The organism is Chlamydiales bacterium (assembly GCA_031292375.1).
GTDB lineage: Bacteria > Chlamydiota > Chlamydiia > Chlamydiales > VFKH01 > JARLHF01.
Genome location: JARLHF010000018.1, coordinates 1 through 20,859, shown reverse-complemented (window position 1 = coordinate 20,859; position 20,859 = coordinate 1). Strand labels below are relative to the sequence as shown.

21 protein-coding genes and 1 pseudogene are annotated in these 20,859 nt (G+C 37.3%); 8 read left to right on the top strand and 14 right to left on the bottom strand.

Annotated features, from left to right (window positions below):
* The 4 genes from P4L16_03110 to P4L16_03095 all read right to left on the bottom strand — a co-directional run.
* Positions 1–252 (bottom strand): hypothetical protein (locus P4L16_03110; protein MDR3624112.1); only part of this gene is annotated, 252 nt, incomplete at its 3' end.
* 4 nt (positions 253–256) lie between these two features.
* Positions 257–1,588, bottom strand: coding sequence for a hypothetical protein (locus P4L16_03105; protein MDR3624111.1), 1,332 nt, complete (start codon positions 1,586–1,588; stop codon positions 257–259).
* Between the two features lie 5 nt (positions 1,589–1,593).
* The gene (locus P4L16_03100) at positions 1,594–2,271 is read right to left on the bottom strand and encodes a hypothetical protein (protein MDR3624110.1); all 678 of its coding nucleotides are present in this window, start codon (positions 2,269–2,271) and stop codon (positions 1,594–1,596) included.
* A 214-nt stretch (positions 2,272–2,485) separates the two neighbouring features.
* A complete protein-coding gene (locus P4L16_03095; GenBank protein MDR3624109.1) occupies positions 2,486–4,987 on the bottom strand; it encodes an inverse autotransporter beta domain-containing protein in 2,502 nt (833 codons plus the stop codon).
* A 94-nt stretch (positions 4,988–5,081) separates the two neighbouring features.
* Between P4L16_03095 and P4L16_03090 the strand changes: the two genes are divergently transcribed.
* The 4 genes and pseudogenes from P4L16_03090 (at position 5,082) to P4L16_03075 (ending at position 7,300) form a co-directional block, all read left to right on the top strand.
* On the top strand, positions 5,082–5,513 hold the full coding sequence (locus P4L16_03090) for a DUF202 domain-containing protein (protein ID MDR3624108.1): 432 nt from the start codon (positions 5,082–5,084) through the stop codon (positions 5,511–5,513).
* 8 nt (positions 5,514–5,521) lie between these two features.
* Complete coding sequence (locus P4L16_03085; GenBank protein ID MDR3624107.1) at positions 5,522–6,067, top strand: shikimate kinase; 546 nt, start codon at positions 5,522–5,524, stop codon at positions 6,065–6,067.
* Positions 6,057–6,938 carry a DMT family transporter gene (locus P4L16_03080; protein ID MDR3624106.1) on the top strand — a complete coding sequence of 294 codons (882 nt, stop codon included), beginning with the start codon at positions 6,057–6,059 and terminating at the stop codon, positions 6,936–6,938. The genes P4L16_03085 and P4L16_03080 overlap by 11 nt, the downstream gene beginning before the upstream one ends.
* Before the next feature lie 14 nt (positions 6,939–6,952).
* Positions 6,953–7,300: pseudogene (locus P4L16_03075) on the top strand (peptide chain release factor-like protein).
* On the opposite strand, the gene trxA reads toward P4L16_03075, so the two are convergent.
* Positions 7,297–7,662 (bottom strand): thioredoxin, encoded by a 366-nt coding sequence (gene trxA / locus P4L16_03070; GenBank protein ID MDR3624105.1) that lies wholly within the window; start codon positions 7,660–7,662, stop codon positions 7,297–7,299. The pseudogene P4L16_03075 and the gene trxA overlap by 4 nt on opposite strands.
* A gap of 90 nt (positions 7,663–7,752) precedes the next feature.
* Between trxA and P4L16_03065 the strand changes: the two genes are divergently transcribed.
* Complete coding sequence (locus P4L16_03065; protein ID MDR3624104.1) at positions 7,753–8,367, top strand: hypothetical protein; 615 nt, start codon at positions 7,753–7,755, stop codon at positions 8,365–8,367.
* Here P4L16_03065 and P4L16_03060 read toward each other — a convergent pair.
* From P4L16_03060 to P4L16_03050, 3 genes are read right to left on the bottom strand one after another with little or no spacing between them, the layout of a single operon-like run.
* Positions 8,351–9,199, bottom strand: coding sequence for a methyltransferase domain-containing protein (locus tag P4L16_03060; protein ID MDR3624103.1), 849 nt, complete (start codon positions 9,197–9,199; stop codon positions 8,351–8,353). The two genes, P4L16_03065 and P4L16_03060, sit on opposite strands and share 17 nt — an antisense overlap.
* 2 nt (positions 9,200–9,201) lie before the next feature.
* On the bottom strand, positions 9,202–10,548 hold the full coding sequence (locus P4L16_03055) for an acyltransferase (protein MDR3624102.1): 1,347 nt from the start codon (positions 10,546–10,548) through the stop codon (positions 9,202–9,204).
* Positions 10,545–11,729: a hypothetical protein gene (locus P4L16_03050; protein ID MDR3624101.1), complete on the bottom strand. Its 1,185-nt coding sequence runs from the start codon at positions 11,727–11,729 to the stop codon at positions 10,545–10,547. Before P4L16_03050 ends, P4L16_03055 begins: the two co-directional genes overlap by 4 nt.
* Before the next feature lie 129 nt (positions 11,730–11,858).
* On the opposite strand from P4L16_03050, the gene P4L16_03045 reads away from it, so the two are divergent.
* Positions 11,859–13,106: a hypothetical protein gene (locus tag P4L16_03045; protein ID MDR3624100.1), complete on the top strand. Its 1,248-nt coding sequence runs from the start codon at positions 11,859–11,861 to the stop codon at positions 13,104–13,106.
* Between the two features lies 1 nt (position 13,107).
* Here P4L16_03045 and P4L16_03040 read toward each other — a convergent pair whose 3' ends face one another.
* From P4L16_03040 to P4L16_03020, 5 genes are all read right to left on the bottom strand, one after another.
* Entirely contained in the window at positions 13,108–14,013 is a 906-nt protein-coding gene (locus P4L16_03040; protein MDR3624099.1) for an Lpg1974 family pore-forming outer membrane protein, read from the bottom strand.
* Positions 13,989–14,948, bottom strand: coding sequence for an Lpg1974 family pore-forming outer membrane protein (locus P4L16_03035; GenBank protein MDR3624098.1), 960 nt, complete (start codon positions 14,946–14,948; stop codon positions 13,989–13,991). Before P4L16_03035 ends, P4L16_03040 begins: the two co-directional genes overlap by 25 nt.
* Positions 14,938–15,885: an Lpg1974 family pore-forming outer membrane protein gene (locus tag P4L16_03030; protein ID MDR3624097.1), complete on the bottom strand. Its 948-nt coding sequence runs from the start codon at positions 15,883–15,885 to the stop codon at positions 14,938–14,940. Before P4L16_03030 ends, P4L16_03035 begins: the two co-directional genes overlap by 11 nt.
* A 188-nt stretch (positions 15,886–16,073) precedes the next feature.
* Positions 16,074–16,706, bottom strand: a complete 633-nt coding sequence (locus tag P4L16_03025; GenBank protein ID MDR3624096.1) for a GNAT family N-acetyltransferase — start codon at positions 16,704–16,706, stop codon at positions 16,074–16,076.
* Positions 16,707–16,740: 34 nt separating this feature from the next.
* A complete protein-coding gene (locus tag P4L16_03020; protein ID MDR3624095.1) occupies positions 16,741–17,271 on the bottom strand; it encodes an NUDIX hydrolase in 531 nt (176 codons plus the stop codon).
* 176 nt (positions 17,272–17,447) lie between these two features.
* On the opposite strand from P4L16_03020, the gene P4L16_03015 reads away from it, so the two are divergent.
* Positions 17,448–18,179, top strand: coding sequence for a cupin domain-containing protein (locus tag P4L16_03015; GenBank protein MDR3624094.1), 732 nt, complete (start codon positions 17,448–17,450; stop codon positions 18,177–18,179).
* A gap of 109 nt (positions 18,180–18,288) precedes the next feature.
* On the opposite strand, the gene P4L16_03010 is transcribed toward P4L16_03015, so the two are convergent.
* Positions 18,289–19,695: an Npt1/Npt2 family nucleotide transporter gene (locus P4L16_03010; protein ID MDR3624093.1), complete on the bottom strand. Its 1,407-nt coding sequence runs from the start codon at positions 19,693–19,695 to the stop codon at positions 18,289–18,291.
* A gap of 113 nt (positions 19,696–19,808) precedes the next feature.
* Here P4L16_03010 and P4L16_03005 point away from each other — a divergent pair, with 113 nt between their 5' ends.
* Positions 19,809–20,693, top strand: coding sequence for a LysR family transcriptional regulator (locus P4L16_03005; GenBank protein ID MDR3624092.1), 885 nt, complete (start codon positions 19,809–19,811; stop codon positions 20,691–20,693).
* Positions 20,694–20,859: the final 166 nt, after the last annotated feature.

Sequence of the window (20,859 nt, the reverse complement as noted above, 5' to 3'; positions counted from 1 at the left end):
CTGTTTAATTGCGAGTAAACTATCCCTTGATTTTTCATAGTCCACATTATACCAGTTCTTGCACCACTCAAAACCACAAAAACCAGCAAAAATATTCCAGACAAGGCAATCAAACCACGTAGTTCTCATAATTTCCAGGTTGCGCCCAATCCAGACTTCTTTCCCATGATTGTGGTCTACTATTTTCCGCAGCCTGAGCATAACCTCGCTGCGGCCTAGAACTTCTCCCTGTATAGCAACAGTATGTGTCATAAAATTAGCTCCTAAAAAATTTTCTACTAAATGTTACAGTTTCAAAGCTTGGTAGCCTATTTCTCATTTCAGGGAAAAGCTCTAATAATTTAGTATATGCTGGGAGCATATCTCTTTTTCCTCGAAGCTCATCTAGTGCACTCAATGAAAGCCTCTCGCCCCTAAGCTCAATCCTAGTGGAGTTGGAGAGGTGATCAACATTCACATTTGAAAGAGTTTCTAGCAATTCTTCCTTAGAAGCATTCGAATGATTCAATCTCAACAGTTTCAAGTTTCGTGCTTGCATGTGCCGAAGGCCTTCTTTAGTAACATAAGAATATCCCATATCTAGATATTCCAGGCTGCATGCTCTACTACCTAAAATCTCTAAAAACTTATCACCACACCCCCCATCAAACATCCCTTCCTTATCCGAGTCATAGTAAAAAGTTTCCAGATCTCTCAAATCCAATCCTTTCAAGGCATTCTCTGTCACATTTTTTGATCTAAACCGCAAATGCTCTAGAGGAAGCGCTTTTGCTAAAACAGCAAGATGTTCATCACGCACATCATTCCCAAAACCGCTCAAATCACAAGTAAATAGCTTCGTTATGTCTAATTGTTGCAGACAAGCAGGTGTTAACTGTAAATTCGGTATACTTCTATCTTTTTCAGAATTAACTACGAAAGATTGAAGCGGAACATCTTTTAAAAGTGCTAAATCTTCATCTTTAAGATCAAATCCATCATGTAAAGAAATTCCTTTGATTCGAGAAGGATACTTCTTGTTAATAAGAGAAAAGAACTCCATTACCTTATTTTTATCCCAAGCCAAATTGTAACTTGGATTACCACTATGATGCTGAAATGACTCAAAACTCAAATGATCTATCGTAGGATCTTGGTCCAATAAATATTCCAGTTGATCTGCTGTTTGAATGTTATTACTAGAAAATCTCAAAACGCCCAAAAACCAAGCTTTGTTAAAACAAAAATGCTCAAATGGATCCAGAACTATCTGAAAATTTGTATTCGAAGTATGATAATTAAAGCTAGATAGAGCCTCAACAAAGAGCCTCATCAGCTCTTTATCATCCTTAAAAATCTGTTTAATTTCAAGTAAGCTGTCCTTCGATTTTTCATAATCCACATTATACCAGTTTTTGCACCACTCAAAACCACAAAAATCAGCAAAAATACTCCAGATAAGACGCTGGTACCACGTATTTTCTATAACCCTCAGATTACGCCCAATCCAAACAGAAATCCCTCTATAGCTATATGCAATTTGTTGTAATCTGGTAATAACCTCGCTGCGGCCTAGAACTTCTCCCTGTATAGAAACAGTGTGTACCATAAAAATTAACCCCTCTTATTCAATAGCATATTTTTAAAAGGTGCTAAATCTTCGTCCTTAAGACCAAATTCCTCTTCAAACTCAACTTGTTTTATGCGAGAAGAATATTTAGTCGATATAAGAGAAAGAAACTCTACTACCTTATTCCTATCCCAAGATAAACCATACCTTAGAAGATAAGGCTCAGATTTTCCAAAGTAAAGCTTACTCACGCTAGGATTCTGATCTAAAAGATATTCAAGTTGACTAACTGTCTGAATGCGATCACTAGAAAGTGTTAAATAATCCTTGTTCTCTACTAATTTCTTGCCATTCTGAATGTAATAAAACTCAAATGAATCTAGATTTACTCGATCCTTATAAGAAACAAATTCATTAAACTTAGTAACCGCCTTATTAAAAATTTCAATTAGTTCTCTGTCATCTATAAAAACCCTGCCAATCTCCGTTAAAATTTTATTTGACTCTTTGTCATCTACGTTATACAGATCCCCGCACCACTCAAAATTAAACAAATAAGTAAGAACATTCAAAATAATGCGCTGGTACCACGTATTTTCTATAACTTTCAGATTGCGCCCAATCCATACATTCTCTTTGTTAACATCTGCAATTTGTTGCAGCCTAACAATAATCTCATCACGACCCAGGACTTCTCCCCGTATAGAAACAGTGTGTACCATAAAAATTAATCTCCAATTATATCGGCTTTATTATAGCTTGACATAATTAAGATTCAATAAATTTTAAGGGATAAAAATTAAAAATTTTTTAAGCAACCAAAGAAACTTTCAAATATAAAAAGCAAAAAATCCAAGGATAAAAATGAAATCTGCCATTTCAAATGGCAGATTTACATTCACCTAAAGTTATACACATCGTTAATGAAGAATCACCTTACTGAGGCGTGATCACTCCTGTTTCAGTAATCTTACCAGTGTTTCCAGAAACAGGCCCTAACAAGAATGTACCTCCTGCATTTGTAAACTGATAGGTACCTGTTCCAGAGGGTTGTTGATAGGGCCCTGCAAGATTATTTGTAAATCCAAGACTTGTTGTAGATGTATTATTTGATGTTGCCAATACGCCTCCAGAAGGCATTGCTATATACGTATTCTGACCCACTGTCCAAGTACCATGGCTCGTATTATTTGTTGTTAACGTAATACCATATAACTGTGCATGCGTAAATGTATTGTCATTCAAAGTAGCCGTTTGTGTAGAGCTATTATTGCTCACTAAAGCGATACCGTTTGTACCTGCTTGGATTCCATTATTTGCAATAGTTGTTGTAGCTGTTGCTGTTTGGTTCGTTTCTATATAAATGTTATCAGCTACTACTCCAAAATTTTGTAACACTCCTTGAAGCTGGTTATTACTAATAGTCAAACTAGGAATGAGTGCATTGTCATAAGCAAGAATATTAATCCCAGGCTCTTCATCAAAAACAAGACTATTATTTGTAATAGAAGCAGTAAATTTTGGCTGATAATTATGTAAATTACTAGAATTTCCTAAGGTAACATTTACAGGAGTAAGCCAGCAAAAGAAATCATTACCATCCATTGTAAGATTCATCTGAGAATTTTCTGTTAAAACGATAGCAAGCCCATCAGCGTAGGGTGTATCAAGAACGTTATTTGTTACAAAAGCATTTACATTTGCATCATTTGAGAGTGTAAGTAAGAAACAGCTACCCGTATTACCAGCATCTGTATAACTACTATTATTATCTATATTCACGTAATGAGCAGTTTGAGCCGTAGCATTATTGAAAGTCATATTAACAGGAAAGTTAAAAACATTAAACGCATTGTTTGTAATTGTAGTCGAAATGTTTGCACAATCCGTATATGTCGTTACTAGAAAACTTCCATTTGCTGGGCAATCATTATCCGTAATTACATAATTTGCGTTTTGAATACTTGTAGAATTAATCACAATCCCTGTATTTGTTTGATTGCTAGATGTACCGTAAGGATAAATGACGTTACCTGCAATTAATATGGTTCCTTGAGGATTTTGAAGGTTAATTTGATTTTTGTTCGTAGTGGTAGCATTGGGTCCTTGAATGATGTTGTTAATCACTGTCAAATCTGTCACAGAAGATCCTGAAGTAATCCCATGACCCGTTAAATTTTGAATATAGAAACCTGAAATCTCATTATTATTGGCAATTGTTACAACGTCTCCACTTCCTGTTGTAGAAGTAATTTGAGGCGCTCGTGCAACTACAATAGTAGGATATGTATCTAAAAAGGATGTAGAGGAAAGAGCTGGAATTGTAACCATTCCATTAGTTGTAGGAAGACTTTGCACAATTGCTGAACCCCAAAGACGCTGATTATCCTTTAATGTTATTCCCACATCCATACCCGTTGTAGTCAAATCACCAGGAAAAACATAGATGATATCACCAACTTGAGATGCACTCTCAGCATCTGCTAACGTAGAAAATGGGCTTTCAAATGTCCCTGCAGAGTGACTGGTATTGTCAACAAACCATATAGTGTAGGGCAAATTAGTAAGTGGATCAATTGCAAGACTCTGCTGCCGTGCCTCATCAAGCACAATAATTTCATTTCTTACTACAGGTTGAACCATTCTTCCATACATCCATGCCCTTGAACAAGGGCAATGACGAGGATAACTATTCCCTTCTTTTCCATAGGACTTTGGACCAAGAGGGAAATTAAACGAAATTTGCCCCTGAACAATGCCTCTAAACACTCTATCATAAGAGCTACTAACTTCTAGAGTCACAAAATCATTATAATTTCCATTCAAACGTACCTGACCACCCAAAAGATCGGGACCAAGCGGCCCCTTAAAATAATAAGGGCCTGCGGCAGCATAAAAACTAATGCCCCTAAACCTGGCAAAATGGGTACCAACTTCTGCATTACTACCTGTTAGGGCATATTCAAATTTACGTGTTAAATATAACGAATTGCCCGCAAAGGTATCATACCCTAAATCGAAACCTCTACTCTTTCTACTCCCAACAGGAAAATATCCATTCCATCGAAAATCCCACACAGATCCTAGGCTTTCAATCCCGCAGCTAACTTGATTATAATTACTTCTCTTTGAATTGCGATAATCATAATAAACATTCAATCCATAAATCCGACTCCCAATCCAGCTTCGAACGCCGCATCCTCCATTAGCAGCCCACCTTCCATCGTCAAAAATATGCCCTCTTAAATCGACAAAAGGTAGTGTAGGAAATTCTTGTGGAGAAGGTGCTAAAAATGTCTCAATTGTTGTGTATCCCGTGTTATATCCAACACCCTTACCTTCAATATGACGTACACCTGCACGCATGTGCTGAGGCTCGTTAGCAATGGCTATAGAAGCAACACCCAGAAATAGGCATAAACAATTTTTAAAAAACATGATACCCTAGCCAATTGGCAAAATAAAAAATCAATTTGCAATATGTATGAAAAATATGCAATCATAAAATTAACCAAAGATGAGTAAGCCCATTATGGTAGAAAGCAAGAATAATCACGAAAAGACAATAGACAGCTCACTTTCTTCAAATGCCAGAAGAGATCACATGGCTAACGAAAGAACTTTTCTTGCTTGGATAAGAACCAGTATTGGGGTTATGGCATTTGGCTTTGTTGTAGAAAAATTTGCCCTTTTTATAAAACAGATATCTGCTTTTTTAACCACTCAAAATCTATCAGTAAACCATAACATTGCAAATAACCATCAAAATTTTTCGTCCATCTTTGGTATACTTCTGGTAGGAGTTGGTGCATTGATAGGTTTATTTTCTTTTATCAAATATAGAAAAGTTAAAAAGCAAATAGAAGTAGAAGACTACTATTACTCTTCAACACTTGCCATCATCATGACAGCACTGGTCGTTATTATGGGAATTTTTCTTGTAATCTATCTAGTTAATACTTAAAAAAAGCTATGAGCACTAATCCATCCAATTTAATTCTTTTTGGGCACAAATCTTGTGGTAAAACCTATTTTGGAAGACTCCTTACCCAAGAGTTAGGCCACATGTTTATTGATACAGACTCATCAATTGAAAAACTGTACGAAAAAGAATTTCATGAGCAACTTAATTATAGACAAATTGCTATCAAAATTGGACAAGCAAGCTTTCGTATGCTCGAAAGGCGAATCATTGATTCTCTTGAGCTTACAACTCTTACAACTATTGCAGTTGGTGGAGGAACCGTATTAAATCCAGAAAACCTTTCAAAACTTAAAATGTGTGGAAGACTTGTATATTTAGAAGTGAATAAAGAGATCATCAAACAAAGAATTTTTCTTAATGGTGTCCCCATTTTTTTAGATCCACATGACCCCATAAACTCATTTGAAAAGATGTATGATGAGCGCAACCTCATCTACAATAAAATAAGCCGATTTAAAGTGAGTATTCACGGTAAAACAGACCAACAAGTTTTAACAGAACTAAAAAATATTGCGGTAATTCATGACCATTGAACAACCAAACATCATAAAAGGTAGCTTATACGCCATTGTTGGCTTTTTTTGTATGGCACTATTTGGAATACTTACAAAAGTTGCCATCCAAACAAGCTCTGCTTTTTGGGTAAGCTTTTTGGCTTACTTAACAGGATCTACCATACTCCTTCCTTATATCATCAAAAATGGCTTTGGCTACTTAAAATCTGAACACTACTCTTACCTTATTGGAAGGGCTGTATTTGGAACGATTGCAAGTCTTCTTTATACAATATCCATTCACTATATCCCCATTGTCAATAGTACCCTACTATTCAATACGGCGCCTATTTTTATTCCTCTTCTCATGTTACTATTTCTAAAAGTAAAGATAGAAAAAAGCATATGGATAGCAGTAGCCATAGGCTTTATCGGTATCATCTTTATCATAAGACCGACGGAAGCTATTTTTACTCATACTGGAAATTTCATAGCCCTTATTTCCGGCTTATCCCTAGCTGTTGCTTATTTACTAATGAAGCTTTTGACCAATACCGACCCTGGCATCCGTATCATCTTCTACTATCTTGGAATAGGTGCGCTCATCCAAGTTCCCTTACTTTTTTTTATACCTTCATACCCATCTCTTGAAGCTATATTCTTTGCTGTGCTAAGTGGTGCAGCTCTTCTTACAGCGCAACTTTCTTTAGTTCATGGTTACAAATATGCAGAGGCCTCTCAAATTGGCATCTATCAATATGTAAGCGTAGTTTTTGTAGGTATGTTTGACTGGTTAATTTGGGATATTGTACCAAAAACATTAGATCTTGTTGGAGTGCTTCTCGTTATCACTGCAGGAGTTATCATCATTCACAATAACCATTCAAAAAATGGCATCCCAAGTAAATGATGAATGAGTTTGAAATTATTTTACCTGAATCTGATGAAAAATTATTAGCAGAATGTCACATCTCTGCATATCGCTCTAGCGGCAGCGGAGGACAGCACGTCAATAAGACAGACAGCGCTGTCAGACTCACCCATACACCCACAGGCATTGTTGTCACATGCCAAAAAGAGCGCAGCCAACATCTTAACAAACAACATTGCATAACCAAACTGAGAAAAGTAGTAGAAAAACTCAACTACCGTCCCCCAGAGCGCATTGCTACGCGTTTACCTCGCTCTGTTAAACGAGAAAACTTGGCCACAAAAGCCAAGCACTCTCAAAAAAAACGCTCTCGTGCTGCACCCTCTATTGACGATCCTTAAGATGCACCTATCAATGCTTTAATAGCACTACCATCCTTAAAGCCTGTAAATCGACGCACCTCTTTTCCATCTCGGTATAAAATAACCGTAGGAAGAGCTGTCACACCAAGCTTCTTAGACACCGCTCGCAAGGCATCTGAATCAACTTTAGCAAATACTACCTTGCCTTGCATTTCATCAGACAGTTTGTCCAAAACAGGTGCTAATTGCTTGCAAGGCCCACACCAAGATGCATAAAAGTCAACTAATACCATACCACTTGCAGTTGTTGCATTAAGTTGCTCCTCTGAAGTAATCGATTGAACATGCCCAAAAAGATGTGAACATGCTATAGTTAGAAATAATAACAAGCTTTTTTTCATAGATACACTCCTTACTCTAATTCAGGCAAAGTAATGAATTCACCTAAATTTGTCTACCTATTTTAATTTTAGAGAATGTGCAGGCAAAAAATGATAAAATACATCTTTATAACCATACTTCTTTTAGTTTTTCTAATACCTCTAAAGGCTACCATCGAGATAGAGCGGTACCAGCTATTTAGTGGTGACAAACATGGAGACTTCAAGAATGACATTGTAGTATACTTAACAGATGGCTCTGGCTGGAAAACTCATCCCAATGATAAAGACCTGCTAAGTACATGGAAGCCTGGTGAATCAATTCACATTTCTTTAAGAACCTCATACTACTACTTCAAGCGCGAGCATAAATTTCTTCTCTACAATCATGACAGGAAAGAGTCTGTCAAGGCTATGTTAATCGATTATGGACCACATCCCTTGAGCATATCCAGCACTTCTGGAGTTTATTTTACTGATACGGATACCATTCCAATAACGTTCCTAGATGAAAATGGGGAGATCTTTACTATTTATGAACTAGAACCTATCTATAAAAAAGATATCTCTCTAAATGATGGAAGCACGTGTGTGATATACAAACACTTCAATGCCTTCATACCCGATGCACAAGTATATATCGGCTTCAACGAAACTCCTGACGAATTTTTTATCATCACAGGACAAGAGCGAGAAGCCGTGTGGAGCTCTATTTCTTTGCAATAATTTCGTAATGTCCCCAATAGAAATAGAGAACACCCTCTTTTGAAAGGGCTTCTGACCTCTTTTGAATATAGCGATCTATCATATCACCAATAAACACCTCTTGCAAACCCTTAGGGATATAGTGAACATGTGGCCACGTACCTTTAAACCAGTTAATTGCTTCATTGCGAGTACTAAATGGGTCAACAGAAGGAATATCTCTTGCATAGAGAATCGAAAAACCTGCTCTATTAAAATAATTAATATAGCTTTCTAAATCCTCAAATCGAAAAGTCGACTGAAAATCTTTGAAATAGGGCTGCCAGCAAGGATCCTGCATTGTTTCACGAACAGCATCTGCAAATTCTGGATTATTTGCTGCAGGAGGAATCACTGCAAAAACATATCCTCCATCAGAAAGCTGATCAAAAAAGCCCTGAATTGCAGATTGCCTCTCTTTAACAACGTGAAGGCTAAAAAAAGTAGTAATTATATCAAATGTACCCTCGGGTAGCCTATTGGCATCTCCGTCTATAAAAACAAGATTGGGAAATTCAAAGGGGTGATACTGTTTTTTGGCCCAAGCTATCATAGCATTTGATGGATCAATGCCAACAACACTACCCTCACGCACAAGCCATGCTATCCAAGCACTATTTCTTCCGTCTCCACAGCCCACATCAAGCACTTTCTCATTTCCCCTAAATTTTACTTGGGAAAGTAAATGCCATGATGAGCGTCTTTGAAGCTCAGAATAATGGACATAATCCACTACTTGCTCCTCATTCCAGTGCGATCCAAAAAGAGAGGATGCAAAAATTACCAATAAAATTAAAAACTGTTTAGTCATCATCTTTATTTACACCAAGAAAATTGTTCTAATATTGCTGCATCTTCCCTGCTTATTTGAGTGCGGTATTGATGGATTTTTTCAAGGCTAGCAGGTGTTGTAAGCCTTTTCATGATTGAAGAGGGAAGTACCAGGGCAACTAGTACGCCTCTATTATGAAATCCTTTAACCATGACAGAAACCCACGGACTTGCTCTATCTGGTCTTGGAAGTATACCAAGAGGTAATAACAAATAAGGAGCTTTCATCCCAAAGTCTATAGAATAAGTATTATAATAGGCGCAATTTGAGATGATAAGATTTTTAAAAGATGGTAAAAACTCAAAAGGCACACATTTCAAAATATTTTTCATACCGCCATGTGTTTGAATAAAGTCCTGGATACCGGCTGGATTACTAGGAAAATACTTCTTAACATTTACGTGAACAGCGCATGCCAAAGCTTCAGGCGTTGATTGCTTTGAGTTTTGTATCCACACAGTACCGCAATAATTGCCCAATGTATTTGACGGCATCTCCAACAACGAACGGATATTGGTTACAATAGACGCGTTATGAACGAGATTTTTATCTTTTCTGCATTGACCTATCACATGTAATAGGTGGGCACACAAAACATCATTGTGAGATAATTTTTGCTTTACAGCTGCACTTAAAGCAGATCTTAAAGAATTCATTTCATCTTGCGTAAAATAAAAATAAGCACCTCTCTTGGAGCTACAGAACTGTTTAACAAAACTCAAGATATCTCTAATATTTAATCGCTTCAAACAAGATGGGAAGTAGATTTTTTCTTTAAATTTATTAAAGCAATCATGTAAATAGCCTTCACGATCTGGCACAATATGTGGCTTTAAATAGCTTTTTTCTTGAACACAAAAAGAGAATGCCTTTAAAAAGGCCATAAAGGTAGACATATCCGCAATACTATGATGACAACAGTAGCCAATAGCCATTCCATCACAAAAATAACTCAACTTAATTGTAAGAACAGGCATTTGTTTTTTTATGGCTTTAGAAGGATGGATAGGCTCTATAAATGTTGAAAGCTTTAATTTTTCTAACCAAGAGAGCTGTTTTAGCAAGGATCCCCTATCATGAACCACACTTAAAGATACACCTTGGTTATTGCAATCAATGTACAACTCGCCCTCTTTTTTAATTAAAACGCCTGCAAAAATGGGAAAATCATTCAACACATGCTGAAGAGCATTAATCATTACATCTTCTTTAATGTGATTTGCATAAAAAGAAGCAAAGGGAACTGCTATTCGGGACACAAAATGGTCATTGATTGAACATTTAATGTATTGTGGTTGATGTAGATGCGCTTTAATAAAAATTGTTTTCATATCTTCCGAAAAATATATTCACAAACTAGTGCTGAGGGCCTTATATACTTAAAATAGCGATCACCATGCGTACTCTTCGCCTCTGATTCAAACCCTACAACAAGCACATGTTCATTAACTCTACGAACAAGATCTTCAACCTTCTGTGATACATGGGGATCTAGTCTATCATCATTAACAGGAGATACCACAATAACTTTTCCCAAATCAGAAAAACCATGCTCTTCCCAGAGCTGTTCCATTCCAAAACTGGTTTCTTTAGGTTTTTTTGCATCTTCAATATCTTGACTTAATACACCCTTTTGATAACGCCTAAGGCACCATCTGTCAAATCTACCCGGCCGAAAGTCTGCAAGTTTTGTAAAAGCACTTTCAAAAATAAAATTCACCCTTCTTGAAACGCGTGTTTTAAGAGAAGCCGCTGAAGGGCACCCTCCACAAGCACTTGTAACCCAAATATTCTCTGGATTATACTGCTCTGATATTTCATCGTATACCGCTTTAATATCATTATAATATCCACCTTCTGATGCAATACCACGGCTTTTCCAAACACCTCTTGGATCAAAAAAACAGATGTCTTGCATACATCCCAAATAAAAAGCTGCACGCTTTGTAAGCATCATAGAGACAACGCCCGCAGAATTAGAATGCAGAAAAAGCTTTGAGTGATAGTCATCTTCTTTAAGCACATCTGCAAACTCACAAGTTACAATTACTTCTCTTTCTATACCATCTACAACCACATTTTTTTTCTTCCAAAGACGACGTAGATCATCTTCTAATGCACACCAATTGGTATTACAATTTTCTGGAGGTAAAATAGCAAGAATACTTCTTTCCTGGCCATCAGCATCTTGTATCTTAATCTTTTGCCACAAACCACCCGCTCTTTCTATCCTATCTTTGATATCCTTAGCCTTTAGGCTCATCATATGGACGCTAGCCTGGCGATCAGAAGGAACTACAAATTGAGCCTTTGCTCCGAGGTTAACAAACGAGTGCAACCCCCTTTCTGCTCTTTCTCTATCAAATAACTTAGGACAAAGTGTCAGTTGAGAAAAAACACTATAAATAGTGATAAGCATTTTTTCGAACCACCCTGCATTTTCAACACCATGCTGAAAAAATGCAGTCCTTAAGAACCTCTCCCCTAAAGAGTTTCCTGCAATAGCATTCATACCATACCTCGCATCAATTAAGATGCGAGCATAACAAACAGTAGAATTAAAAGTATAGACCTACCTTTATCTTTTCTTAATATTTTTAATGTAGAATACTTTTTAAAAGATGCATTTGGAGTTATTAGTATGAAAATACCATTTTCTTTAACCCAGCGGTTTATCACAAATACAGCATTGGATATGCAGGCCCCTCTTTCTGTTAATAGTGATAATATGAAGCTAGATAGTCATGGGAAAAGAATAACGTTAAGCACATCTGATCATCGCTACCACTTTATTGAAGCAGAAATAATAGCAAGGATCATCGCCGTTGCAATATCCGTTTTTGCTCTGGTTGATGCAGCAATTCACCTTTCCCTGAGCGTTGGTAAGAGCTTATACCTTATCCCCAGTGAGAAAGGAGAGGTTTTAAATCATATTCAACACTTTGCCTGGTTTATTACTATGGTTGCTATCGGATCCATCACAGGTGTTATCTGCCCCGGCCTTTTAGAATATTATCAATATGTCCCAAAAATTTCTAATCCGTTTAGCGACCTTAATCATTATACAACAGAAGCCAAGTCGATTATAGAGGCTTTGACAAGTGATAACCAAAAAAATGCTCAAGCAGCTATTGAACGTATTAAATCAGCATTTTCGCCTCTTGTATATGGTCTTGCTAGCAAAAAAATACAGTATGAAATTGTACAAGGTTTAAATGCCTTCCAAGATAGGCTTTATGTTAAACAAGCAATTGAACAATTAAGCTCCACCATTTACCGCCCTATTCGAAGTAGTCAAAGAGTAGTTTGGCCTGCAGAAGAACGCTCATCCAGAGCCATCGATAGAGCTGTTTACTTTCATGCTACTAAAAAAGAAGAGGCTTTAGAGGGCATTTTGAGTTCATCAGAAGTCCAGACAACTAATTGTGGATTCTGGTTTGGAGCCTATGTTTCTACAAGACCAGAATCAGGTAATTACGGCAGGTTTGTTCTAGGATTTAGAAGAAATATTGAGTTTTTCAATAACTTCAATAACGACATTGGTAGTTGTAAGGCAAGGCAAGAAGACTCTTCTTTACATGATGCTTATCACACTGGATTTGTAGGCTCAATTCCTGTAAACGAGCAAACACTGGAATGTATTTTTATTGAAAATCCAGCTCCAGGAGAATGTACAGATATGAAAAGAAAATGTTCAGCCTGGGCAGGAAGAGAGATTGAAGTACTACCGTTGACCCGGCAAATGCATCCTAGCAAGGTTATTCCAAATAGCTGGCCTGGAATAATTCAGGATGACAATAACTTTGATTCAAGCTCTACAAATACATCAAAACCTACGGACACTCCTTTATCTATACCAAAATCGATAGCCGCAGCCTTTTCTATATAAATTAAAAATCTAGACATAAACGGTAAGTGATTCCTTGCAGTATCAGATTGTTTTGGTGCGTACCAGTACCATCATCAAAAACTTGGTATTGATCAAACCAATTTCCTATCTCATAGCTTAATTTCATGAAAAGATGTGCCTTTTGAAAGCAACAACAATCCATACCAACTCCTAACAAGCCTTGCAAAACAAAAGCACCAAAATCTCTTGGGCCTACTTCAACATTTACAATATTCGAGGCGCTATCCACAAATGCATCCTTGATTGTCCAATTACCCCACATGTAAGCACTTGAAAAGTCACATACAATGCTAAATAAACAGGAATCCATACTTCCAAGAAACCATTTGCTATTGATCCCAAAACACGGCCCTGCACCTGAAAAGTTATTCTGAACATTTTCTATTGCATTTTTTGTACCTGTCCAATTTGTATGTATCGCCTGATTAATCCAGCCTCCCTTCACAGCAAGAAAAGGTCGCAGCAATAGGGCCTTACTTGGAAAAAAGTTACGTCCTAATTCCCAATCAAACATATTAAAATTGATAGAAAAATCCACTTGCCCTGCTGTATAAGTGTCACTAGCTTGCGCACTTCCCAAAAAAGCAGAAACAACCTTTTGCCCACTTGTAAAGGCACTTGTTTTTGTAAAAAAATGTGTATAATAAAGCTGCGAATCCCACTCTCCATAACAGCCCATACCCACTCTAAAACCAGGATCCCAGTTAAAAGAGATCGTATTATAAGTAATCTGTTCATTAGAACCGTTTACATTATCAGTACGAGACCAATCCACTGTTTCTGTTGCATGCCAACAAAGAAAATCTGCAAACAGATCAAACTTTGTACAAGTCGCAGAATTGCTTATGAGTAATATGCAAATTAAAAATCGATACGACAGCCGCATGTTCCACCTTGTATTGCCAAATCACCATGCAAGAGAAACAACTGAAACGTCGGCAATCTTAATTGATTTAGCCAAAGTTGCATTTCGTAACCTAGTTGCAAAGTCAACCGAGAATTACTCTCATTGATAAGAGTACTCCATTCAAGGCCCATAAAGCCTCTAAACATCAAAGCTCCAAGCTCCGATTTTTTCAAATTAACAGATATATTTTCTCCAAATAAAGGATCATTATATACATCGCTTATCATCCACGTCCCTCTCATCATTGCAGTAGAAACACCGCCCAAAAGACTAAAAAATTGAGAGTTATTACAGACTAGATTCCATTTGCCATTCATACCTGCACTTGGACCTATTCCCCAAAAATTATTATGCAAATTTTCTGTGGCGATATAAATAAGCGCATCCAACTCAGTATCAATTTTTTGATAGATTGCTCCTCCTTTTATGCCTATAAATGGCCGCAAAAGAACCTTTCCACTTGCTATCTTAAAAGTACGACCCAGCTCCCAATCAAACATATTGTAAAGTATACGCCACTGAATTGCTGCACTATAAAAAAGATTAAAATCGTTAATAGTACTAATAAATCCTGCAAAAAATTCAGGTATAACTACATTCAGACCTTGTTGTGGAATGCTATCATTGCCTCTAGTAGAAAAATAGGTCCAATAGAGCTGTGTATCCCATAAACCACATTCGTCTTTATAGCCTACACCTCCTCTAAAACCAGGATTCCAATCAAAATAGACCTGATCAGCAGTGTACACGGTCGTGCCAGATGTTGCGATCTTTGTGCTTGCCCAAGTACTCATCGTTTGTTCAGAGATATTCCAAACGAGTAGATCTGCAAAAACATCCCACTGTCTGCACTGAGCACCTACTGTAAACAATAAAAAGATCAAGATAAACAATTTATTCATTTTAGAAGTCATAACAAAAATCAAAGACTCCTCCTTGGAATGAAAGCTGATTGTTTAATCTAGCTGTATTATACACGTAATATTGCAGCTGATTTAGCCAAAATTGCATTTCATAGCCCAAACGCATGCAAATGCGAGACCCACTCCAACATTTCTGCCATCCAAAGCCCATGAAGGCCCTTGTCATAGGGGCCACGCCATTAATATTAGAAAGATTAACGGTTACTGATTCTGGAACATTGTTTTGGTAAAGATCGGCAAAAGTCCAATGCCCCCACAAAAGTGCTCCGGAAAAATCACCAAAGAAATGGAAAGAGGAGCCCAAGTCCCATTTTGTATTAAGACCCAAACTTGGACCAATTCCCCAAAAATCATTCTTTAAATTCTCTACAGCAGAAGTAAAAGAAGGTGTTGTATCGATTGGGTTTTGCCAATTAGAATCGATACGTTGATTGATCCATCCCCCTTTAAGACCTATAAAGGGCCTTAAAGTAAGAATGTTAGCTACTTGAAAATTACGTCCCAATTCCCAGTCAAAAATACTAAAATAAAGGCTCCACTTAATATTAGCAGACTGATATTTAGGACCACTCAGGCCAGTACCACCCGAATTGTTTGCAAAAAAATTACCTATAAACGACGAGGCAACATAGCCACCTGCTGGCGCCATATCTTGATCATAGCCATGCGTACAAAACCAAGTATAAAAAAATTGCGTATCCCACCCATCATATCCCATATCCCAATTCAGCCCCAAGCGGATACCTGGATTCCAATCAAAGGCAACATCTAATACATCGATGGTTGGAGAGAAGCCACTCGTTGAAAACACTTGGGCCCAATTGTCTGCACCACTTTCTGTTGCATTCCAAACAAGTAAATCGGCAAAAACAGAAACACGTTCTTTTTCAATGGCATGCAAAAGAGCACTTAATGCAACAAGTACCATAAGAAAAAATGCCTTTATCAACCCTCTAACTCCATTTCAGACAATTTAGGTAAGAAACATCTTTAATCAAACTTAATTTAATGTCCAAATATTTCTTCAATCCCTCTAAAATTTATCAAATTTTGATTGTATTAAATTATACCAGATCCAGTACAGGGGAAAACCCAAGTCATGATGCTATCACAGCATCAGAAAAGGTAATGATCTTGTTTTTCCCATCTTAGACCCGTTAGAAGAGATGTATCTACAAAGTTATCACGATGATAATCAAACTCAAAAAACCCTAATTTATAGTAGAAATTGTAGCCTTCTATATTGACTTTCCTTATGAGCAAATTTATAGCTTGTATATTTGGAAATAGTTCTTCTGAACATATTGAAAAAGCTAAATACTTGCCAATTCCCATTCTTTGATATTCTGGAGCAACAATAAGAAGATTCATATAAGCTGCATTTGGTTCTAAAGGCTCTAGTTCAAAAGTAGCCCACCCAACAAGTTTGCCATTTAAAAATGCTTGTACCCAAAATAAATGACCTTCTTTGAAATGTTCTAATTCTTCTTTAAAATAGCTCTCATAAAAACGTCTTACATCGCCAATCGATTTAAATTGAGGGCTCAGTTCTATGAGAGGGACATCTTCATAAACCCCCATAAAACTTCTAACTAAAACCTCCTGACTTCTTTCTAGATCAATATCTTGAACTTGTTTTACAACACTAATTCGTATTTCATCATGATCTTTTCCTTCAAAGATTTGATCTCCACAAAGTAATCTCGAAATAAAACAAAAAGAAACAAAAAACCACAATCCTTTACGCATATACAACCCCACTTTTCAATCTCTAAATATTACCTCAAATCTTAGGCATGGATAATGAACTGTTGCCATTTCTCCATTCAACATAGTCTTTCAGAACCTGAGCATGGTCAAACGCAAGCTCATCCCACGGAATATCTTCTAGCTTCACAATGAAGGCTTTAGCTGCATCGTCACCAGCCATAGGCTCTTGATATGCCTTAGCAACGTGAGCCACCTCCACTGAATGGTGTCTAAAATCCCTTGTAGGATCTGAGTAAACATGAAATTGTCTTAGATCATTCAAGTCGAGATTAACTTCTTCCATCATTTCTCGCCTTATTGCATTTTCAACAGTTTCTCCATACTCCACCTTTCCTCCTGGGATTGCTTTTCCAAAAGGAGCTTTTCCACGCTCAATTAAAACAATACCTTTGAACTGTCCAGCTTCATATATTTCAATAATGGCTGTAGTAGTAAGAATTGGGGGCTTGTGTGTTTGCTTTATAGCTTGTTCTGCTGCAAACACTCCCAAAGGGATGCAAACTAACACAAAAAATATAAAATACTTGCCTATCATTTTTCTCATAAAGACTATCTCAATTTACTAACTTAAGGAAAAAGAAGGGGCAGGATAGCAACTAAAGCCTCTTGTTTGCAAGGCAAATAAGAACAGAAGAATTCCTTAAAGATCTTTTCTAATAGACAACAACAAGAATTCATTTTAAAATGCCTATTAAGCACTCTTTCGTATTTGAGGTAACAATGCTAGATATATTGGCAGTGACAGAAGCAATCCAAGTGAATGAAAACCTCACTATCTATCCTGTTGTCCCTACTGGAGCTGGACAAGGATGGAAATGTGAATTATTTAAGCTAGCTGAATCAATACCACCACATTATCACAAGATTCAAAAACAAATCATCTTAGTCGTAGAAGGTGTGTTAAAATGTCTTTATGGAAACAAGCAAGTTTTACTTCTACAAGAAGGCGAATTTCTTTGTATTAATCCAGGAGTTACTCATTCACTAATCCCTGAGGGCACTGTACAATTCTTTGCAATCAATCTGCCAGGATTTCAATATCCAGAAGATGTCTTTGAAGACATTCCTTCTAGAGAAATACCCAAGTGGAATCCTCCTCTAATCGATGCTCTTCCAGCACTAGACCCAAAGCATTTTAAATCTAAGATCGATGCAGGAGACTATGCTGTTTATGAGCTTATTAATGGAACTCAAACAAACATGAAATGGAGCGCAGCTCTATTGGAAATCCATGATTCTCCAAAACATTTTCACCAAATTGAAAAAGAGGTTTTTATTGTTGTAGGAGGCAAACTAGCTATTGAGTCTGAAGAAATCCTTCAAGTTTTATCAACAGGAGAGTCGCTCGTGATCTATCCAGATCATGTACATCAGCTCAAGTCAGCAAGTGATGAACCAGTACGTGTTCTTTGTTTTAGTTTCCCAGCTTATGAACTAACGCAAGTTTATTAAAACAAAGGATTCTCCACCCAAATCATATGCCCTGTACCTTCTATAAACGGCGTAAAACTGAGGTTACGTAAAAACTTCAAAATAGGCTGGCTGCAAGATGCAAAATACATCAACAAATCACAGTATTCCCATGAATGGCTTTTCGAAAAGACCTGCCCAAAAAGATAGCGATGAACAGCCATAAGCCCAGTAACGGGAAACACAAGGCCCCGCTTAACATCAAGTAGTGCGACTTACCTGCCAGTGTCCCAAAAGCAGTTTGAAGTGGGGCAAGAGACATGTTAAATACTGATCCCGCTTGTTTAGATGAACGTGAACCGAATGTCTCTATCCACGCTTGAGCCTTAAATTTCACATCAGGAGTTGTTGGGATATAGAGCTGTTTAAGAGCTGGGCCATTGAGTGCGTAATTGATCGCTTTTGAGCCCACCATGAGGGCAAAGAGAAAGGAGAGCGAGTTTAAACTCAAAAATCCTAAGAGGGCTCCTCCAACAATGACAGGCATAGCAGCCAATGCGACACCAACCCCTAAAAATCTAGTTACATTGCTAATCCCTAGCAACAGGCAGAGCAAAGATACAATATTCACACTTGAACCGTAAATGCTTAAGTAGTTGCTGAGTGCAACACCAGAATACTCCGAGCTTGCTGCAATTTTAAAATTAAAATCAAAAATAGTAACCACGACTTCGTAGATGAAATTAGCTGCAAAAATACCAAGAAGATATCGATTCTTAAGGAGCAATTTCAAACCTTCTAAAAACCCCGGTTCTTGCTTGCTTTCTACTGCTGCCTCATTCTTGCCATGAAAAGACGTGAGTAACTGGCTTGGAGTTGCTCTCAAAAAATAGCGCACCATAGGCACAATGAGCAACGTTATAACACCCAAGCACATCATAGACAATGCGTCTGTCGATAATCCAAGTCGATGAGGAAGTCCTCCTATGCTATAGGGAAAAATGATTCCTCCTATTTGACCAATGGCTACTACGAGAGGAAATCCCTTTTTTGCTGAAATCGCATTCGTTGTATCGGTCGCAAATGCCCAAAAAAGAGCGATCATCAAGGAACCAAAACTCTCTACGAAAACATAAAACACATAACCAACCACCTTAGTAGCCGCCAAGAACAAGAAGGAACGGCTAGCAATTACCTCAGCAGGAGCCTGAAACCACATCATCAAAATACTGAAAACAACAACCGCAATTCCGTAAAAGACTGGCAAAATGACAAGCATCTTTTCTCTCGAGGTTTTTTCAAGCAGCCTTGTATAAAACATCACCAGTGGCAAAAGAGCAAAAACCGAAACAGTTTTCGCAAAGGGTAGCTGTAATTTATCCACAAGTTGAATAAACACTGCGTCTTTAAGCGGACGCAATGTCCAATATACTCCAATCATTAATGCAAAAATCACGCCCATCCTAATGAATTTTTTAAATTCCTCTTTTTCAAAATTCCCAAAATTAAATCGACAAATCGACTGAAGAAATCGCAATATACTACTTGTATTATCCATAAATCTAACTCCTTTATCAAAAACAACAGCATAACTCCTTGGTTTTTATTTGTACCGTTGATATATTCGATTTCTAATATCGAAAAAATCGATTTGAAAGCGAGGGGGTTTTTGTGAAAGAATCGACAAACAATGTTAATACTACTCAATTGATAGAGGAAAAATTATTGCAGAAACTTGAAAACTCGTTAAAAAATTTACGCGTCGCTGATGTGGAGTTATTTATTACAACAGCCCATATGAAGAATCTCGGAAAATCAGCCTCATTTCATCACCTGAGTCAAAGTGCAGCAAGTACGGCAATTCAACGAGTTGAAGCTGCGTTTGGAATCTCGTTATGCACCCATGAAAAACGGCAATTCCGGCTCACACGGGAAGGGCAAATTCTCTTTCCACGTCTAGAAAATTGGGTCAAACAACTCCGAGATCTGATTATTTCAAAAAACCAGATTCCCGTACGTCTTGTTACAACCCATGCGATTGCACAAATTGCAGTGCCGGCTCTTCTCTCCATTGACAACATTGATTTCAAGCACATGCGACCAGATCACGCATATGCAGCTATTTTGCATGATGAAGCAGATATTGCTCTTGTTCTCGATAATGCTCCCTGGAAAGGCGTTATCGCCGCTGAAGTCGGGAAAGGCCATTTTCAACTTTACTCTAGCGATAAAGACGCATCTCTAAAACCAGTTTTACTTCCTGAAGATCAGATGGAAGTTTTGTCCTTACAGCAGAGTTGGCAACAAGTTCACGGATATTCCATTCCAGTAAAATCCCGTATTCCAAGTTGGTCGCTCATTGCCAATATTTGCTCAGAATCACAGGAAATAGGTTTTTTACCGGATTTTTTAGCAAAAAAAAATCACCTACATCCTGTGATGTGGCAACCAGCAACCTCTCAATATCGCGTACTTGCAATTTACCGAAATACAGGAAAACACTTGCAGGAAAGGATTGACCTATTATTGCATGAATTACGCAGGGTTTTTACGTAACTTATTCCGGAAAATGGTACTTTACAGTAATAGACTTCTTGCGTAATTACATTTGCTTGTTAAAATTGTCTTTTTTGACATCTTTATCGTTAAATTTTTCAACCATATGTTCACATATGCTTGAAAAATTTATCAATAAATCTACTCAAAAAATTTCAATTTTTCT

Excerpts from the sequence above, each read along its gene's own strand:
- P4L16_03055 (MDR3624102.1), bottom strand. The coding sequence starts at position 10,548 with ATGAAAACAATTTTTATTAAAGCGCATCTACATCAACCACAATACATT.
- P4L16_03035 (MDR3624098.1), bottom strand. The coding sequence starts at position 14,948 with ATGACTTCTAAAATGAATAAATTGTTTATCTTGATCTTTTTATTGTTT.
- P4L16_03015 (MDR3624094.1), top strand. The coding sequence starts at position 17,448 with ATGCTAGATATATTGGCAGTGACAGAAGCAATCCAAGTGAATGAAAAC.
- trxA (MDR3624105.1), bottom strand. The coding sequence starts at position 7,662 with ATGAAAAAAAGCTTGTTATTATTTCTAACTATAGCATGTTCACATCTT.
- P4L16_03045 (MDR3624100.1), top strand. The coding sequence starts at position 11,859 with ATGAAAATACCATTTTCTTTAACCCAGCGGTTTATCACAAATACAGCA.
- P4L16_03010 (MDR3624093.1), bottom strand. The coding sequence starts at position 19,695 with ATGGATAATACAAGTAGTATATTGCGATTTCTTCAGTCGATTTGTCGA.
- P4L16_03060 (MDR3624103.1), bottom strand. The coding sequence starts at position 9,199 with ATGATGACTAAACAGTTTTTAATTTTATTGGTAATTTTTGCATCCTCT.
- P4L16_03100 (MDR3624110.1), bottom strand. The coding sequence starts at position 2,271 with ATGGTACACACTGTTTCTATACGGGGAGAAGTCCTGGGTCGTGATGAG.
- P4L16_03080 (MDR3624106.1), top strand. The coding sequence starts at position 6,057 with ATGACCATTGAACAACCAAACATCATAAAAGGTAGCTTATACGCCATT.
- P4L16_03090 (MDR3624108.1), top strand. The coding sequence starts at position 5,082 with ATGGTAGAAAGCAAGAATAATCACGAAAAGACAATAGACAGCTCACTT.
- P4L16_03025 (MDR3624096.1), bottom strand. The coding sequence starts at position 16,706 with ATGCGTAAAGGATTGTGGTTTTTTGTTTCTTTTTGTTTTATTTCGAGA.
- P4L16_03085 (MDR3624107.1), top strand. The coding sequence starts at position 5,522 with ATGAGCACTAATCCATCCAATTTAATTCTTTTTGGGCACAAATCTTGT.
- P4L16_03020 (MDR3624095.1), bottom strand. The coding sequence starts at position 17,271 with ATGAGAAAAATGATAGGCAAGTATTTTATATTTTTTGTGTTAGTTTGC.
- P4L16_03065 (MDR3624104.1), top strand. The coding sequence starts at position 7,753 with ATGATAAAATACATCTTTATAACCATACTTCTTTTAGTTTTTCTAATA.
- P4L16_03105 (MDR3624111.1), bottom strand. The coding sequence starts at position 1,588 with ATGGTACACACTGTTTCTATACAGGGAGAAGTTCTAGGCCGCAGCGAG.
- P4L16_03040 (MDR3624099.1), bottom strand. The coding sequence starts at position 14,013 with ATGCGGCTGTCGTATCGATTTTTAATTTGCATATTACTCATAAGCAAT.
- P4L16_03095 (MDR3624109.1), bottom strand. The coding sequence starts at position 4,987 with ATGTTTTTTAAAAATTGTTTATGCCTATTTCTGGGTGTTGCTTCTATA.
- P4L16_03030 (MDR3624097.1), bottom strand. The coding sequence starts at position 15,885 with ATGGTACTTGTTGCATTAAGTGCTCTTTTGCATGCCATTGAAAAAGAA.
- P4L16_03050 (MDR3624101.1), bottom strand. The coding sequence starts at position 11,729 with ATGAATGCTATTGCAGGAAACTCTTTAGGGGAGAGGTTCTTAAGGACT.